The following is a 15,980-nucleotide window of genomic DNA, read 5'->3' as shown; positions in this document are numbered from 1 at the left end:
GCGGGGGTGTGTCGGAGGGAGTCTCAGACGGAGTATCCACGGGGCTTGCGGCTGGGGAAGCGGTTTGAGCTGCTGCGGGCTGCGTCTCTTTGCCCGCGTTATTCAGGTTGACGATCGCGACGACGGCAACCGCCACCAGTGCCAGCGCCAGCAGGGCGGCGATCCAGCGCCGACGTCCATGCGCCACCCAGCCCAGGCCGTGCGGATGGGACCCGGAAGGGGTGGTGCCGGAGGGCTCAGAACCGCCTGGCATGCTCATTGTGCCTCACCTCATTGTGCGTTTGGTGGGATCAGTGTCCGCCCGCGAGGGCTCCGCTGGCTACATACGTGTCCAAACTGTCATCTGCCAGGGCCTGCGAGATGCTTTCCACCGCCCAGGGGTCCGGCAGGACGATCGACTGTCCGTCCGCCGAGGTGCCGATTCCCAGTGTGGGCAGGGTGAACATCACCATGTCGCCGGCCCGCACGTCGCGCAGGTCCAGGGCGAGCCGGGCCAGGGTTGCCGCGTCCAGTCCGCTGTCCACGCTGATGAACGGGGCCATGGCGCTGAGGACGTTGTGGAGCTTCACCGGGTTGAGGAGGGTCTCCGGGCTGAGGTTCTTCGCGAAAAGTGCCCGCACAAATGCCTGCTGGTTGCGGACCCGCTGGTAGTCGCCGTCGGCAAAGGCATAGCGCTCGCGGACAAACTCAAGGGCATGCTCGCCGTCCAGCGTCTGGGTTCCGGCGCTGAAGCCGAAGTTGTCGTGGCGCGAGACGAACGGCTCGGGGACGTTCACGGGCACCCCGCCCAAGGCATCGGTCATGCCCTTGAACCCTTCGAAGTCGATCATGGCCACGTGGTCGATCCGCTGCTGGAACAGAGCCTCTACGGTCTGGACCATCAGCGGTACGCCCCCGACGGCAAGGGCTGCGTTGATCTTTGCCTGGCCGTGGTCCGGGATGCCGATCCACAGGTCCCGCATCAGCGAGATGGAGTAGATCCTGGACCGGTCTGCGGGGATGTGGACCAGCATCAGGGTGTCGGCGCGCTGGTTGGAGTTGGCGCCGGACAGGGCTTCGTCCGCTGTGGCGCCACGGCTGTCGCTGCCCATCACCAGGATGTTCAATGCCGCGTCTGCATAGGGGTCCGCTTCCTGCGCCGCTGTCCCCGCCGCCGTTCCGGGGGCCGCACCGGCCGCTGCGCCGGCCCCCGGAGCGCCTCCTGGACCTCCGGATCCGGCCGCTTCTGGTCCCGGTGCGTGCGGCTGGGGCCGGGTGGACTCGGCAGGAAAGGGGCTTGCGATGATGTTGGTCTTGGACTGGTAGATCTGGCCCAGGTTGTAGAGGTAGGCGCCGGCGGCAACCGGAACCAGGATCGCTACGGCCAGCAGCGCCAGGAGGATGGTCCGCAAGGGGTGCCGGCGGCGTGCAGCCCGGGGGTTGGGACCGGGATATTGCGTGCCGGGATGCTTTCGCTGGCTGCCCATTGCCGAAAATTAGCAGCGGCGGAAAGGCGATACATCGGGGGAATCCACAGATTACCCGCACACTTGCCCGCAGCGGGAATGACGACGGCGGCAAGGGGGTCAGGCGGTCAGGTGGTCCCGGCAGGCGGCAGCAATGTCACGGGCGCGCGGGTGCGCGGGTTCGCTCGAACAGTGCGGGTTCCCGGAACGCTAGAGCGTCGGCGCACCGTTCCAGCGAACGGGGGCGTTGAGTCGTGCGTGGCGCAGGATGGATACGATGGCCGGCGCGAGCTCGTCCTCCATCTGCCGGTACACCTCCGGCGCCCGGCGGTACGGGTCGATGATGTCGTTCTCCGCCGAGTCCGCGGGCAGTGACAAGTGGCGCACAGCTGCCGCCCGCGCAGGCAAGCCGCGCCAGAAGGCGTGGTTCGCAGCGAGCGGATCGCCGTCGTCGTCCATTCCCTCTGATGGGTTGCCGGCGGCCTCGGCGCGCTGGTCCAGGACATCGAGCATGCGGGCAAATTCGCGGATGGTGAAGGTGCGCTTGAGGAGGGACGCGTCCAGCTGCAGGACTTCGCCGCGGTGCCCGGAGGTCATGGTCAGCACCAGGTCCACCCCGCGGAGGATCTTGGGCGTCAACTGGCGGGCGGCGAACTGCTCCGGGTCCCCGCCGAAGGTGCGGATGATGTCGGCCGACATGGGCTGGATGGGGTCGCCCACCATGGCCCGGGTCCCTGCACTGCGCACCTCGAAACCGCCCGGCAGCACCTGGTTCAGCCCCGCCTGCAGCAACCGCTCGGCCACCGGAGAACGGCAGATGTTGCCCGTGCAGACGGTCAGGATTCTTACTGGTGCGGGTGAGTCCAAGGGAGATTCTCTTTCCAGCCGGTGCCTCCGTGCTTTTCAACTTAACATGCATCAGCCCGACGCCGGCCGCCCCACCCCGCACGCCCGCTCACTTTTGGCCGCTTCCCAACCGACGCCCCATCACTTTTGGCCGCTTTCCCGGCAACGCTCTATCACCCGAGGGACGGAAGCACGATGATATGACTGTGGACAGCCAGATCAAACGGGATTGCGTCATTGCCGGCGGCGGCCCAGGGGGCATGGTGCTGGGGTACCTGCTTGCGAGGCAGGGCCTGCAGGTCACAGTCCTGGAAAAACACGGCGACTTCCTGCGCGACTTCCGGGGCGACACCGTGCATCCCTCCACCGTGACCCTGCTGGGCGAACTCGGGCTCCGCGACAAATTCCTGGAACTGCCGCTGAGCAAGTTGTCCACCCTGGATATCGTCATCGACGGCCATCGGATCACCACGGCCGATTTCAGCACCCTCCCTGCGCCGGACAACTTCCTGGTCCTCGCGCCCCAGTGGGACTTCCTGAACTTCCTCGCCCGCGAGGCGCACACGTTCCCCAACTTCGAGCTGCGGATGCTCACCGAGGCCACCGGACTCATCATCGAACAGGGCCAGGTGCGCGGGGTCCGGGCCCTCGCGGCCGACGGCGGCCTGGAGATCCGTGCCACCCTCACCGTCGCTGCCGACGGACGCGCGTCGGACTTGCGTCATGCGGCCGGGTTGATTCCCGACGACTTCGGCGTACCCATCGACGTGCTTTGGTTCAACCTGCCCAAGCCGCCGGACCCTCCGCCCCCGACCCTCGGATACATCTCCGCGCAGGGGCTGGTCCTCACGATCGACCGGGGCGACCGGTACCAGTCCGGGATGGTGATCCGCAAAGGAGGTTTTGACGAGCTCCGCGGAGGAAAGATCGACGCCCTCCAGGCGCGGATCACCGGCGCGGCGCCGATCCTGCGCCCCGTCGTCGGCAACCTCACGGACTGGGACCAGGTGAAACTCCTTTCCGTCCAGATCAACCGGCTGCGGCGCTGGTACCGTCCCGGATTCATGGCCATCGGCGACGCTGCCCACGCGATGTCGCCAATGTTCGGCGTCGGCGTCAACTTCGCAATCCAGGACGCCGTGGCACTGGCCAACGCCATCGGGGAGGATCTTGCGGGTGGAACTGCTCCCGTCGGGAAACTCGCTGCCGTCCAGCGGCGGCGGGAGATGCCGGTGAAGATCATGCAGCAGCTCCAGCGCAACGGACACCGGGTGCTGCTCAGGGCTACCAACGGAAACCGCATTGCACCCCGCTGGTTCGTGATGCTCCTGCGGGCCGCCTCGCCGCTGCTGCGCCGGCTCACCGCCAGGTTCATTGGAATAGGAATCCGCCCCGAGCACGTCAAACACCACAGCACCTGACCCGGTCGTTGCGGTGCCCATGGGACGCTCGCTCACTTGATGCGGTTTTCCGGCCAACGCTCGCTCACTTTCCTAAAGAAAGTGAGCGAGCGTTGGCCGATTTGTTGCGTTAAGTGAGAGAGGGTCAGAGGGCGGCCAGGAGCTTCTTCATCTGGGCAATCTCCGCTTCCTGGGCAGTGATAATCTCGCGGGCCAGTTGGATGGCCGCGGGATACTTGCCCCCGGCGATTTCGTCCTTGGCCATCTCAATGGCTCCTTCGTGGTGACCGGTCATCTGCTCCATAAAGAGCCTGCCGGCCTCGGTTCCCTGGGCGGCCTTGAGTTTAGTCAGGCCCTCCGCGTCCACCATTCCGGACATGCCGTGCCCGGAATGGTCGGAGGCCGTCGTGGGGACATTCCAGCCAGTGAGCCACCCGGTCATGGTCTCGATCTCCGGTGCCTGGGCGTCCTTGATCCTGGTGGCCAGCGCGGTGACCTCAGCAGGCACGTCCGGCTTTGCCAGGACGATCCCGCTCATCTCCACCGCCTGGGCATGATGCGGAATCATCATCTGGGCGAACATGACGTCGGCCTGGTTATGGTCGGCATTGGCGTCCGGCATGGTGTTGGACATCGGACTCGAACCGGCGTGGGTGGAGTGCATGCCCCCGGAGGTTCCGGAATCGGCGGCGCAGCCGGCGAGGCCCAGCGAAGCTGCCAGGGCGGCCGCGGCGGAGAGCGTTTTGATCATCGTTTTCATGCAAAAAGTCCTTCAGGAATGTAGTTGAACGTGGCCAGGATGGTGCGCGGAGGTGCGCTGCACCGTCCTGTTCTACGTTCGGCTGATGGACAGTTCGCAGGGCGTTGGACTTGTCGGAATGTAGGAGTAGAAAGCTGCCGGACTGGCACCTGCGGCGTGGCTGGGTTCCACGTGGGCAGTCCCGTCGGGCGGAAAGACAGTCAGTGATGCGGTCTTGGCCAAGAGGACACACATCGGTCCCGCATCCTGCATCTCCGGGCAGGAACCAAAGCAGGACTCCGTCGCCAGGCTTGGCGGTGTGGCGTGGCCCCTGTGGGCGGACCCGTGCGTATCGGCGGCCGGGGAGGAATCCGTGGCCTGGAGCACGGCGTGGGATGTGTGCGCCGAGTGGGCGGCCGTCATCACGTGCATCCCGAGGATCCCGGCCATGACGGCCAGCACAACGGCCATCACCGCCGCGACGCCGAGGAGGGACGCCAGGCGACGAATGGTTGCAGTCATGGACAATTCCTCCTTTCCGGGACGGGCGGGTCGGCCAACAATGAGCGGGCGTCAGGGCTACGGCGGCCACAAGTGAGCGCGCGTGGGGGGAACGGCGGCCACAAGTGAGCGGGCGTCGGTCTAACGTACCTCGGATGGGTTGAGCCGGACCCGCCGCAGCAGTTGGGCGTTCAACGCCACCACAATAGTGGAAACGGACATCAGCACGGCACCGGCGGCAGGGGAGAGGACCACCCCGGCGAAGGCCAGGACGCCGGCGGCCAGCGGCACGGACAGGATGTTGTAGCCCGTGGCCCACACCAGGTTCTGCCACATCTTGCGGTAGCTCGCCCGGGACAGATCCACCATGCACAGCACGGCGCGGGGGTCGTTCCCGGCCAGCACCACGCCGGCCGATTCCATGGCTACGTCAGTCCCCGCTCCGATCGCGATGCCCACCTCGGCGCGGGCCAGTGCGGGTGAATCGTTGACGCCGTCGCCCACCATGGCCACCTTCAGGCCCCGGGACTGGAGCTCGGCCACTTTCTTGTCCTTGTCCGCGGGCAGGACCTCGGCAAACACCTCGTCGATCTTCAACTCTGCGGCGACGGCCTGCGCCACCTGCCGTGCGTCGCCGGTGACCATGGCCACCTTGATGCCGCGCTGCTGCAGGGCGCGCACGGCCTGCCGCGACTCGGCCCGCACCGCGTCCTCCAGGCTGACCGCGCCCAGGACGCGGCCGCCGTCGTCAATCACGTGCAGGACCGCGGCACCGCGGTCCATCCAGCCGCGCGTCGTGGCCGCCAGGGAAGGAGGTACGACGGCGCCCAGCTCGCGCAGGAGCGCGGGCCCGCCGACGTGCACCGTTCGGCCGTCCACGGCGGCCCGGACGCCGCGGCCAGTCAGCGACGCGAATCCGGTCACGGCAGGCAGGGCCAGGTTCCGCTCCCGGGCCGCGCGGACGATGGCCCGGGCCACGGGATGCTCGCTGTCCGACTCGACGGCGGCGGCCAGTGCCAGCAGCTCATCGGCCTCCACGCCCTGGGCGGCGGCCACGTCCTTCAGCTCCGGCTCGCCGGTGGTGAGGGTGCCGGTCTTGTCGAAGAGGACAACGTCGATGGTGCGCATCCGCTCCAGTGCCATCCGGTTCTTGATCAGGACGCCGGCGCGGGCAGCCTGCTCGGTGGAGATAGCGATGACCACCGGAATGGCCAGGCCCAGGGCATGCGGGCAGGCGATGACCAGCACCGTGACGGTCCGGGTGACGGCCTCGGGGATGCTGCCCAGCAGCGTCCATACGATGAACGTGATGACGCCGGCGCCCGCAGCGAAGTAGAACAGGAAGGCCGCAGCGCGGTCGGCCAAGGCCTGGGCCCGCGACGAGGAGGCCTGTGCTTCGGCCACCAGCCGCTGGATGCCGGCCAGGGCGGTGTCCTCGCCCACGGCGTCCACCCGGACGCGGACACTCGAGTCCGTGGCAACGGTCCCGGCCACCACGGCGTCGCCGGGTCCACGGGGCACGGTCTTGGATTCACCGGTGATCATGGATTCGTCGAACTCAGCCTGGCCTTGGACCACGGTGCCGTCGGCCGGCATCCGAGCGCCGGAGCGGACCAGCACCAGGTCAGCGGGGCGAAGTTCGGAGACCGGCACGGTTTCGGTGCCGCTGTCCGTGATGCGCTCGGCCTCATCGGGCAGCAGGGCAGCCAGTGCATCCAGCGCGCCCTGCGCTGAACCGAGGGCCCGCATCTCGATCCAGTGGCCCAGCAGCATGATGGCCACCAGCAAAGCAAGCTCCCACCAGAAGTCCAGGTCGAAGCCGCCGATTCCCAGGCTGGTGATCCAGGACGCGGCGAATGCCACGGTGATGGCCATGCCGATCAGGAGCATCATGCCGGGCCGGCGGTCCTTCAGCTCCTGCAGCCCGCCATTGAGGAACGGCTGGCCGCCGTAGAGGAAAATCACCGTTCCCAGGACCGGCGGGATCCAGGCGGAGCCGGGGAACATCGGGGCCATGTAACCCAGGATGTGGCCCACCATGGGGCTGAAATAGACCACGGGAAGGGAGAGCGCCAGTGTCAGCCAGAACCTGTTCTTGAACATGGCTGTGCTGTGCCCGGCATGCTGCCCGTGGGTGTGGACCATGTGGTCGTCGTCGTGTCCGGCGTGCTGCTGGGCCTCGTGGTCGTGCTCGTGCCCGTGCTCGGGCCCATGCCCGGGGGCAGCAGCCGCGGCAGGGGCTGACGCACGCTCCGCCTCGGTGAGGGTGGCGCTGGCCGGGGTGTCGTCGTCGTGATGGTGCCTGTGGTCCTGCATCTGTTCCTCCTTGGAGGACGTTTCGGCCGCCGCTCCGGGAGACAGCTGATGGAGCGTTGCGGCAGTTCGTGCGGAAGGTGGTGGGGCGTCGCCGGGATCAGCACTAAAGGTGATGGGGCGTCGCTGGATTGGAACGGCTGTGAAAGCGGGTGCGGTGCACCAGCCGGGACATACCACTTCACTGACAACACTCGGAAATATACCCCCTGGGGGTATCGGAGTCAAGGGTTGGAGCTGAACCTGCGCACCGTCCCGTCGAAATCGTAAACGCATCCCGGCCTATCCCCGCGGCGCGTTCACGGCCATACTTGTGTCAACGGCAATGGTGCCTGCCCATGCTGGGCGGCTGGGTGATGAACCGGAGGTTGGCTCCATGGGTGAGTTGAGCGGCCCCTACACGTACTCGAGCGCTCTGGGAGAAAACCCGTGTGTGGCGGGGACGTTCCATGTGGACCTGGACACCTGGAAGCTCCGCTGGTCGGACGGCATGTTCCTGCTGCACGGTTACGAGCGTGGCGAAGTAGTGCCCACCGTGGAATTGCTGTACTCGCACAAGCACCCCGAGGACAGGGCCCGCTGCGAAGAGATCGTGGCCCAGGTTGTTGGCACCGGAGGGTACTTTTGCATGTACCACCGGATTATCGACTCCCGCGGCCGCACACGCCGGGTGCTTACGTCCGGCGAGGCCATAGTGGACGACGCCGGTACTGTCACCGCCCTGGAAGGCGTCATGATCGACCTCACCTCAACGCTCCAGCGCGAAACCGAGGAGACTGCCCGGGAAGCGGTGGCCGGGGCCACATCCACCCGGAGCGTGATCGACCAGGCCCGGGGCATCCTGATGGGCCAGCTGAAAATGGGTTCGGAGGAGGCCTTCAAGGTGCTCGTCAGCACCAGCAGCCACCGTAACGTCAAGCTGGTGGTGGTGGCCGCCGAACTGGTGCGGCTGGCCAATTCCCAGGCGGCGGGCGGGTACCTCGACGCCGCCGTTAGAGCGATCGCCTACGACAGCAAAGCGGGCTCCCGCCGTAAGGCAGGGTAGGACCTGCGTCCTAGTGGTGCTCCACCCAGCACGCAAGGATGGTGGTGGAGAGCTGGTAGGCCAGGGCGTTGCGGGTGATGGCGTCCGGGCCGAGCGTTGCCGGAAGGCCTGACGCGTCCACCTGCAGCACAAAATTGTCCTTTTGGAATACTGCCGTTCCGTCCGCTGTTTCGTACGCCGGAAAGCCCAGGTTGGCGAGCCCTTGGATGGGCCGCGCGTCTTTGGCCAGTGCCTGCATGGCATCAAAGTACTTCATCGCCGCGGCCTGCCCCGCCGCTTCCTTGACGGAGATCTCCAGTGCACCCGCCGCCAGGTGGTAGGTGCAGGTGAAGGTGCTGTCCGCCCAGGTGTTCACAGTGTGCGGGTCCTCTTCCAGGCGCAGGATGGCGGTGAGCCGGTCCATGGGCTGGTCCCCGCACACCATTTTCGCGGCGTCGCTGGGGCCGTTGGCGGAGGCGCGGGGGGAGGTGCCGCCGGCATGATGGCTGGCGTGCCCGGGCTGTGACGTGGCGTCCGACGCCGGTGCGGGAACCACTCCCACGGACGCTGCGGTCCCAGCGCAGCCAGTAAGCAGCAGGGAGCACAGTGCCAGGGCTGCCAGCATTGGTGTGCGGTTGTGCATGACTCGTCCGTCCTGGCCGCTCCTCAGGGGTGCGGCCGATTGTTCGGCTTTTCGCGGATCATCGGTTCGCGGTCCAGTGTCAGGTTTTGAGCTTTGCGTAGATGACATAGTTGTCGTTGAAGCGTCCGGTGGAGGGGTCGTATCCGTCGCACGTGACGAGCCGGAGTTCCGAACCGGGGGTGTTTCCATAGACCTCCAGCGTGGGGAACCCGTCCTTGCTGTACTGCGCCGCGTGATCCACGCTGAACACGGCGGAGCTGCCGTCGGCCCGCAGGACAATGATGTCGCTTCCCGGCCTGAGCTGCCGAAGATCGGCGAAGACACCTTTGTGGCCGCCCAGTGCGTTAACGTGGCCCAGCACCACGGACGGGCCCCGCTCGCCGGGGGTAGGGGAGCCGTTGTACCAGCTGGCGGGCGCGCCGTTTCCTTTGTCCTCGGGGACTTCGAGCGAACCGTTGTCCAGCAGTCCCAGCTTGATAAGGCCGGTTGTCAGGCCGATGGCGGGGATTTCCAGGGTCACCGGCTCCGAGCGGGAAAGGACGGCCGGCTCTGCTGCGGCGGGTACGGCGGGTGCCGCATCAGCCGGGCTTGGGGCCGGAGCCGCCGGTGGCGAGGAACTTGCGGTGGAACCAGGCATGGCAGGGGTGGCCAGCGCAGAAGGTGCGGCGGACACGGAAGGTGCAGGGCCGGCGTCGGGCGTTCCCGTACTGCCCCCAGCGCAGCCGCTTACGGCCAGCAGGAGCAGAAGCCCGGCCGCCGTTGAGGCCCCAAGACCCCAACGGTGGCCGGAATTCATGATCGTCACAGCGGTGATCCAGTCAGCCTGTTGCTACGCGGCTGACCGGGCGCTGCGGCGACGGACCACGTAGGCGCCGCCGGCTGCTGCGGCGAGCACCAGGCCCCCTCCGAGGGCGAGGGCACCGGTGTCCGGCCCGGCCGTCCCTGCGGTGATGCCGGTTTCAGCACCGCCAACGGGCATGGTCATCTGGCCTGCCTTCAAGGTTCCGCACAGGGCGGGGGACGTTGCTGCCAGCGGGAGGCTGGGAACGAGGTCGCTCTTGGCGGCCTGTCCCGCCGCGCTGAGGGTGGCCGGGTCAAGGCCGTGGACAACCACCACGGCGGTGCCGGCTTCGAGTGCGGCCTTGGTTTCGGCGTTCAATTCGAACGTGCGGTCAACGGTGTAGCTTGCACCCTGGCCGGCTACCTTGAGGTCCAGCCCGGCGGCGGGACTGGTGTCGCCGCTGGTGGACAGGGTGGTGACGATGCCGCCGTAGCCCGGGGCGCCTTCGGTGGTGGAAATGACGCCGTCGCCGTCCTTGTCCGCGGAGGGTGCGGGGCAAGCGCCCTGGGCGCCGCCGTGAATGTGCTGGACGTGGGGGTACGGGGCGTCCATAAACGTGGCGGCCAGGCCCGACACCTTCAGGACGGCGTGGGCCTGGTTGCCGGTGACGTCCACCGTGATGGTGCCGGAGGCAGAGCTGCCGTTGATCTGGCCCAGCGTGGACTGGTAGGAGTGATCGGCGGCCAGGGCGGGAGAGCCGGAGAGGGCAAGAGCGCCCAGGGCGAGTGTGGGAACAGCCAAAAAGCGGAGTGTCTTGTTCATCGGAAAGCAATCTCCTCATACAAATGACGTTGTTGTCCCAGATGAGGGACAACAGTGGTTCGGTGCAGCTTCCGCTGCGGATGGGCCGGAATGTGAATCGGACCACAATTCGCCCGCGGCGTCGGAGGCACGGAAGGCCGCGGCACATGCTGCCCCTGTAGGATTGATCGAAGGTGCGCCGGGAAGTCTGGTCGGCATAATTCTGTCGAGCCCAGTTTGAGGACGCTTAATGAGCCAAACGCCCCCTTCCGGCCCCACCCGCTCCACCATCTTTGGACGCGGCAGCTATGCCGAAGCCCTGCGGATCGGGGAGATCCTTCGCAAGGAAACCGTGGGCGGAGCACTGCTTGTTGCCGCCGCGGTGATCGCCCTGGTGTGGGCCAACTCGCCGGCGTCGGACAGCTACTTCGCCCTGCGGGATTTCAAAGTCGGGTACGAGCCCTGGCATCTTGAGCTCAGCCTGGGTGCGTGGGCGGCGGACGGGCTGCTCGCCATCTTCTTTTTCCTGGTAGGCCTCGAGCTCAAGCGGGAGTTTGTGGCGGGGGACCTGCGCCAGCTCAACAAGTCGATTGTTCCCGTGGCTGCCGCTTTTGGCGGCGTGGTGGCCCCCGCAGCCATCTACGCCCTCATCAACCTGGCCAGCCCGGAGACGTTGCGCGGCTGGGCCATCCCCACGGCCACGGACATCGCCTTCGCGGTGGCGGTCCTGGCCATCATCGGCTCGCATCTGCCCAGCGCCCTGCGGATCTTCCTGCTCACCCTGGCCGTGGTGGATGATCTGATCGCCATCACTATCATTGCGTTCTTCTACTCCAGCGACCTGCAGGTCATGCCGCTGCTCCTGGCCCTCATTCCGCTGGCCATCTATGCGTTCCTGGCGCAGAAGTTCCGCTATTTCTTCGGCCGGCACACGGCGGCGGCATGGCTGATCCTGCTGCCGCTCGGGGTGGTGACATGGGCGCTGGTCCACGCATCGGGCATCCATGCCACGGTGGCCGGCGTCCTGCTGGGCTTCGCCATCCCCGTGATCCGGTCCCAGGCTGCGGGCGGGCCGGAAGCCGGGCCGGGACTGGCGGAGATCTTCGAGCACCGGTTCCGGCCTATTTCCGCCGGGATCGCTGTGCCCGTCTTCGCCTTCTTCTCAGCCGGCGTGGCAGTGGGCGGCTGGGAAGGGCTTGGCTCCGCCCTCGCCGATCCGGTGGCCCTGGGGATCATCGTGGCCCTGGTGCTGGGCAAACCGGTGGGCATCATGGGCACCACGTGGCTCCTCACAAAAATGAGCAGGGCCCGGCTGGATGAATCCTTCAAGTGGATTGACGTCTTCGGGGTGGCGGTCCTGGCCGGCATCGGGTTCACAGTGTCCCTGCTGGTGGCAGAGCTCAGCTTCGGGCACGGGAGCCTGCACGACGACCACGCCAAGGTGGGAATCCTCGCCGCGTCCCTGGTGGCGGCGCTGCTGGCCACCGCCGTGCTCCGGACCCGGAACCGCCAGTACCGCGCCGCCGAAGAAGCGGAAAAGCTGGACGCGGACCAGGACGGCATCCCGGACGTGTACCAGGAGCGCCCCTAAATGCAACGCGGGGTCACTTACGGCCCATCGCCGAGGCTCGGAAGGGCGTTAAGTGACCCCGCGTTGCCTGTGCCGTGAAACGTCAGCGGCGCATTGAGCGGCGGCCGGCGATAGCCTCGGCCGTGCCCACCAGGAGCACCGAGGCGATGACGGCCACGATGAAGCCCAGGAAGTTCAGCTCAAAAATGTCGCCGGTGCCCAGCAGGGAAGCCACCACTCCGCCGATGACCGAGCCCACCAGCCCCAGCAGCAAGGTGGCGAGCAGGCCCAGGTTCTGCTTGCCCGGCTTGATGAGGCGGGCCAGCGCGCCGATGACCAGGCCGGCAACAATAAATCCAATCACGGTGTTCTCCTTCGGGTTTGCGGGCATGTGAGGCCCGTACTGCCGCGGTGGTTCCGCATGGGCTTCATTCTAAACAGCGCCAACAGGGCGTTCCCTACTCCTCCAGCAAAGACCGGATGCTGTCCCGGGCCGCGTCCGAACCCCTGCCGCTGACCGCACCCACCACCACTGCTGCCGTCTCCCGGAGCCTGGTCTTCTTTGCTCCGGAGGTGCGTGTCAGCTCATAGATCGCCTCGTCATGGCTGCAGCTGTTCTGGGCCATGATCACGCCCACCGCCATATCAATGGTCGCCCGGGACTTCATGGCAGCGGCCAGATCATCGCTGGTATCCCGCAACCTGCCAAGCTTCAGCGCCAGCCGCAGCGACTTGGCCGCGTTGCCCACAAAATTCCGGGCGGTGTCGATGTCCAGGCTTGAGAGGCTGGCCGGCTTTTCGGCGTAAAGGTTCACCACGGCCTCGGCCTCGCCGGCAAGTTCCAGCGGGATGGCCAGGATTAAGCCGATGCCCTGCTCCCTTGCCGTGCCAAAGTAGTCGGGCCACCGGCCCTCCCGGCTGACGTCCGGGACCAGGACAATCTCGTGGCGCCGTAGGGCGGTAAGGCACGGCCCGTCGTCGAACGCGTTCTGTAACTCATCCAACGCCCGGGCACGCTCATCGCTGCTCGCCACCACGCCTGGTTTCCGGTGCCTTACCACCGTCACGCCGCAGTGGAGCCGAACCGCCGGCGTGGACAGGGTGGACGCAGTGAGGACTGCGAGTTCTTCCAAAAACGCGCTGACGTCCACACTGTTGAGGACCAGTTCCTGCAGCTGGCGGTCCTCCCCGTTGTTCCACGGCTCTCCGCTGTCCCCCCAATTGCCCTGCGACTCTCCCTCGCTCAACCCCGGCCTCCTTCACCAAAATTTCTTCTGGTTCCAGAGGTTACTGTCCCGGGGCCGCCGCAGGAAAGTAGCTCAGGCAGTGGCCAGCGGCTCCGCCGGTGCCTCCACATGCCGGATCTCCAGCGCCTCGGGATCCAGCAACTTGCGTGCGCCGGTCCTGGCATCGAGGATCCAGAACAGTTCCAGGGCCGGGACGACGTCGGTGACGCGCCCCCGGTGGAAAAGCTTGCCGTTGTGCCACGCCTCGATCTGGTCGCCGATGCGAAGCTGGGCCGTGCGTACTCCTTGTGCCTCCATAATACGGTGCCTCCTGCTGTTGTATCCCCGTAGTCACAGCTTGCCCGGCCGAGATTGCTGAAATGTTTCAACGTGGTGTTTTTTCTGTGACCAGTAAGAGGAGTACGACGGCGGGCTGCCGCGGCGGGGTCAGGACGCCGCCTCACGCCGGGCTGCAGCCACCGCCTCCCCGATCCCGCCGGTCCACGGCTCACCGTGGCCGGGCAGGACCAGGGAAGCGCCCGTTTCCGCCAACTGGCTGAGGGTGGCCAGGTTCTGGCGGCTGTCCATGGTGGCGGCGCCGGCCACAATGCGCGGACCGGTCCGGCCGGAATAGGGGTCCAGCGTCACGAGGGCATCCCCGCTGAACAGCACGTCCCGGTCCCGCAGGTAGAGCCCGCAGTGCCCCGCGGTGTGGCCGGGGGAGAACACCACCTCAGGCTGGCCGGGCACGGGCAGGCTGCCGGACTGGGCGGGGAAGAGGGTCAAATCGTCCACGCCCTTCACCCGCAACGCACCCGCCTTGGTCATACTGGCGAGAACCGGAAAGCCTCCCGGATGGGCCAGCGCAAACACAAAACGGGACTTCTCATGCTGGTACCGGTACGGGTGGCGGGCGATGAACGAGTCGCCGCCGTGGACCCAGACCGGCACCTTGAACTCGGTATGCAGCCGGTGCGCCAGGCCCAGATGATCAAAGTGCGCATGGGTGAGGACCACGGCCCTGATGTCGCCGATCGCGTGCCCAAGCCCCCGAACGGATTCCTCCAAGGACTTCCACATGGCCGGCAGTCCGGAATCCACCAGCGTCAAGCCGTCCGGGCTTTCCACCAGGTAGAAGTTCACAAACGCCTCGGAGACGCGGTGCACGCCCTCCGCCACGGTGGTGAACGACGCCCGGCCGGCGGCAGCCTGCGTCATCGCCGCCCTCCCGCAGCCCGCCGCAGCCCTCTGACAGCGGGGTGTTCGATCCTGGGAATGTCTTTTTCTTCGATGCGGACTTTGTATGGGCCGCGGTAAACCATTGCTCGCATGAGCGCCACCTTGGATGTCGTGGCTGGCAGTGCGGTTCCCTCGCCTGCAGGAACCACCCCGCTGCTGGAGGCGCACCGCGTGCCCTACGTTTCCACCTGCTGCCGGACTTGGTCAAGGGTTCTGCGAACTCCCTGCGTCAGGGTGGTTAGGGCGGCCGACGGCGGGTAGGGGACAGCGTGAAAGGCTCGCCGGAAGAGGGGGTGGCGGAGTGTCAGCCAGGCCGTCCGCGAAAGCGCCTGCGTTCCTTTTCGGGATGGGGATGGGCGGCTTTGTGGACGGCATCGTCCTGCACGAGCGCCTGGAACTGAATACTTTGGCTGACGGCCTGTTCCACGGCGCCCTGTGGGTCCTAGTGGCGGCCGCCGCCGTCCTCACAGGCCGCGGGAACCATCCAGGACAAGCTCAACAAGGAGTAATGTCCGACGCCGGACCGGCGGCTGTTCAGCAGCGGGCAGCCGTCCCCCGAGCGCTCTCCGAGACGCTGAAACGCCGGCGCACCCGAAATTCCGGGAGCGCCGGCGTTTCGCGGCAGCGGCAGGCGGCCCCTCAGAGGCTGGTGTAGCCGCCGTCCACGAGGTAGTAGCCGCCGGTGGAGAACGATGCCTCGTCCGAGAGCAGGAAGGCCACCATGTGGGCCACCTCCTCAGCGGTGCCCAGGCGGCCCAGCGGGTGCTTGGCGGCCAGGCCGTTCCGGGCCTCTTCGTCCAGGTTGTTCTCCAGCAGCGGCGTGGAAATGTATCCCGGGCCCACGCAGTTGATGCGCAGGCCCTGGGCACCGTACTCGGCCGCCGCGTTTTTGGTCAGTCCTACCACCCCGTGCTTGGCGGCTGTGTAGGCGCCACTCATTGGTGCGGCCACCATGCCATGGATGGATGCCATGTTGACGATCGCGCTTTGCCGGGCACCGGCGTCGAGCATGGCCGGAATCTGGTACCGCATGCCGTAGAGGATTCCGCTGAGGTTGATGCTGATGACTTTGTCCCACTCGTCCAGGTCGAAGTCTCCGGCGGGGGCAGGCTTGCCGCCGATCCCGGCGTTGTTCACGGCGTAGTTGAGCTTGCCATAGGTGTCCACCGCGAACCGGACGGCCTTTTCGTTGTCTTCCTTGCTGGCGGTGTTGGCCTGGAACGCGGCCGCGGAGCCGCCGATCTCACCTGCCACGCGCTGCGCAGCCTCCAGGTTCAGGTCCACCACCACCACTTTGGCGCCTTTGGCTGCCAATTCCTTGGCCGTGGCCTCACCGATCCCCGAGCCGCCGCCAGTGACCAGAGCTACCTTATCCGTGAACTGTGCCATGCTCATCCTTCAATTCAGAGCCACGCGGTACCGTCTGGCTCGCTGGTAGTTGCTATGTTTTTG

The 15,980-nt window shown here is 66.8% G+C and carries 17 protein-coding genes and 1 pseudogene; 4 read left to right on the top strand and 14 right to left on the bottom strand.

Features of this window, described 5'->3' with window-relative positions:
- From FNL14_RS01665 to FNL14_RS01655, 3 genes and pseudogenes are all read right to left on the bottom strand, one after another.
- Window positions 1-259: pseudogene (locus FNL14_RS01665) on the bottom strand (LytR family transcriptional regulator); the annotation flags it as partial.
- Window positions 260-290: 31 nt separating this feature from the next.
- Window positions 291-1,466 (bottom strand): LCP family protein, encoded by a 1,176-nt coding sequence (locus tag FNL14_RS01660; RefSeq protein WP_142057100.1) that lies wholly within the window; start codon window positions 1,464-1,466, stop codon window positions 291-293.
- Between the two features lie 189 nt (window positions 1,467-1,655).
- A complete protein-coding gene (locus FNL14_RS01655; protein ID WP_142057098.1) occupies window positions 1,656-2,312 on the bottom strand; it encodes a low molecular weight phosphatase family protein in 657 nt (218 codons plus the stop codon).
- Between the two features lie 179 nt (window positions 2,313-2,491).
- Between FNL14_RS01655 and FNL14_RS01650 the strand changes: the two genes are divergently transcribed.
- A complete protein-coding gene (locus tag FNL14_RS01650) occupies window positions 2,492-3,712 on the top strand; it encodes an FAD-dependent oxidoreductase (RefSeq protein WP_142057095.1) in 1,221 nt (406 codons plus the stop codon).
- A 124-nt stretch (window positions 3,713-3,836) separates the two neighbouring features.
- Here the strand turns inward: FNL14_RS01650 and FNL14_RS01645 are convergent, their stop codons facing one another.
- The 3 genes from FNL14_RS01645 to FNL14_RS01635 form a co-directional block, all read right to left on the bottom strand.
- Complete coding sequence (locus tag FNL14_RS01645; protein ID WP_142057094.1) at window positions 3,837-4,451, bottom strand: DUF305 domain-containing protein; 615 nt, start codon at window positions 4,449-4,451, stop codon at window positions 3,837-3,839.
- Between the two features lie 72 nt (window positions 4,452-4,523).
- The gene (locus FNL14_RS01640) at window positions 4,524-4,952 is read right to left on the bottom strand and encodes a DUF6153 family protein (RefSeq protein ID WP_142057092.1); all 429 of its coding nucleotides are present in this window, start codon (window positions 4,950-4,952) and stop codon (window positions 4,524-4,526) included.
- A 120-nt stretch (window positions 4,953-5,072) separates the two neighbouring features.
- Complete coding sequence (locus FNL14_RS01635; protein ID WP_142057090.1) at window positions 5,073-7,247, bottom strand: heavy metal translocating P-type ATPase; 2,175 nt, start codon at window positions 7,245-7,247, stop codon at window positions 5,073-5,075.
- 373 nt (window positions 7,248-7,620) lie between these two features.
- Between FNL14_RS01635 and FNL14_RS01630 the strand changes: the two genes are divergently transcribed.
- On the top strand, window positions 7,621-8,289 hold the full coding sequence (locus FNL14_RS01630) for a PAS and ANTAR domain-containing protein (RefSeq protein ID WP_142057088.1): 669 nt from the start codon (window positions 7,621-7,623) through the stop codon (window positions 8,287-8,289).
- A 10-nt stretch (window positions 8,290-8,299) separates the two neighbouring features.
- Here the strand turns inward: FNL14_RS01630 and FNL14_RS01625 are convergent, their stop codons facing one another.
- The 3 genes from FNL14_RS01625 to FNL14_RS01615 all read right to left on the bottom strand — a co-directional run bounded on the left by FNL14_RS01625 (window position 8,300) and on the right by FNL14_RS01615 (window position 10,514).
- Window positions 8,300-8,911: a hypothetical protein gene (locus FNL14_RS01625; RefSeq protein ID WP_142057086.1), complete on the bottom strand. Its 612-nt coding sequence runs from the start codon at window positions 8,909-8,911 to the stop codon at window positions 8,300-8,302.
- Window positions 8,912-8,990: 79 nt separating this feature from the next.
- Complete coding sequence (locus tag FNL14_RS01620) at window positions 8,991-9,707, bottom strand: sortase domain-bontaining protein (protein ID WP_255470666.1); 717 nt, start codon at window positions 9,705-9,707, stop codon at window positions 8,991-8,993.
- A gap of 33 nt (window positions 9,708-9,740) precedes the next feature.
- On the bottom strand, window positions 9,741-10,514 hold the full coding sequence (locus tag FNL14_RS01615) for a CHRD domain-containing protein (protein WP_142057082.1): 774 nt from the start codon (window positions 10,512-10,514) through the stop codon (window positions 9,741-9,743).
- Between the two features lie 229 nt (window positions 10,515-10,743).
- On the opposite strand from FNL14_RS01615, the gene nhaA reads away from it, so the two are divergent.
- Window positions 10,744-12,084 carry a Na+/H+ antiporter NhaA gene (gene nhaA / locus FNL14_RS01610; RefSeq protein ID WP_142057080.1) on the top strand — a complete coding sequence of 447 codons (1,341 nt, stop codon included), beginning with the start codon at window positions 10,744-10,746 and terminating at the stop codon, window positions 12,082-12,084.
- Window positions 12,085-12,166: 82 nt separating this feature from the next.
- Here the strand turns inward: nhaA and FNL14_RS01605 are convergent, their stop codons facing one another.
- The 4 genes from FNL14_RS01605 to FNL14_RS01590 all read right to left on the bottom strand — a co-directional run bounded on the left by FNL14_RS01605 (window position 12,167) and on the right by FNL14_RS01590 (window position 14,507).
- Window positions 12,167-12,427 carry a GlsB/YeaQ/YmgE family stress response membrane protein gene (locus FNL14_RS01605; RefSeq protein WP_142057078.1) on the bottom strand — a complete coding sequence of 87 codons (261 nt, stop codon included), beginning with the start codon at window positions 12,425-12,427 and terminating at the stop codon, window positions 12,167-12,169.
- 94 nt (window positions 12,428-12,521) lie between these two features.
- Entirely contained in the window at window positions 12,522-13,310 is a 789-nt protein-coding gene (locus FNL14_RS01600) for a GAF and ANTAR domain-containing protein (protein ID WP_142057075.1), read from the bottom strand.
- A gap of 72 nt (window positions 13,311-13,382) precedes the next feature.
- Window positions 13,383-13,607, bottom strand: a complete 225-nt coding sequence (locus FNL14_RS01595; protein WP_091416804.1) for a hypothetical protein — start codon at window positions 13,605-13,607, stop codon at window positions 13,383-13,385.
- A gap of 129 nt (window positions 13,608-13,736) precedes the next feature.
- Window positions 13,737-14,507: an MBL fold metallo-hydrolase gene (locus tag FNL14_RS01590; RefSeq protein ID WP_142057073.1), complete on the bottom strand. Its 771-nt coding sequence runs from the start codon at window positions 14,505-14,507 to the stop codon at window positions 13,737-13,739.
- A 322-nt stretch (window positions 14,508-14,829) separates the two neighbouring features.
- Here FNL14_RS01590 and FNL14_RS23465 point away from each other — a divergent pair, with 322 nt between their 5' ends.
- The gene (locus FNL14_RS23465) at window positions 14,830-15,183 is read left to right on the top strand and encodes a hypothetical protein (RefSeq protein WP_220126144.1); all 354 of its coding nucleotides are present in this window, start codon (window positions 14,830-14,832) and stop codon (window positions 15,181-15,183) included.
- Here FNL14_RS23465 and FNL14_RS01580 read toward each other — a convergent pair.
- Window positions 15,168-15,917: an SDR family NAD(P)-dependent oxidoreductase gene (locus tag FNL14_RS01580; protein WP_142057071.1), complete on the bottom strand. Its 750-nt coding sequence runs from the start codon at window positions 15,915-15,917 to the stop codon at window positions 15,168-15,170. The two genes, FNL14_RS23465 and FNL14_RS01580, sit on opposite strands and share 16 nt — an antisense overlap.
- Between the last annotated feature and the right edge of the window lie 63 nt (window positions 15,918-15,980).

The sequence above is a fragment of the Pseudarthrobacter sp. B4EP4b genome, from assembly GCF_006680095.1.
GTDB lineage: Bacteria > Actinomycetota > Actinomycetes > Actinomycetales > Micrococcaceae > Arthrobacter.
Note: the sequence above shows the minus strand (reverse complement) of the source record. Positions and strands in the feature narration are given on the sequence as shown.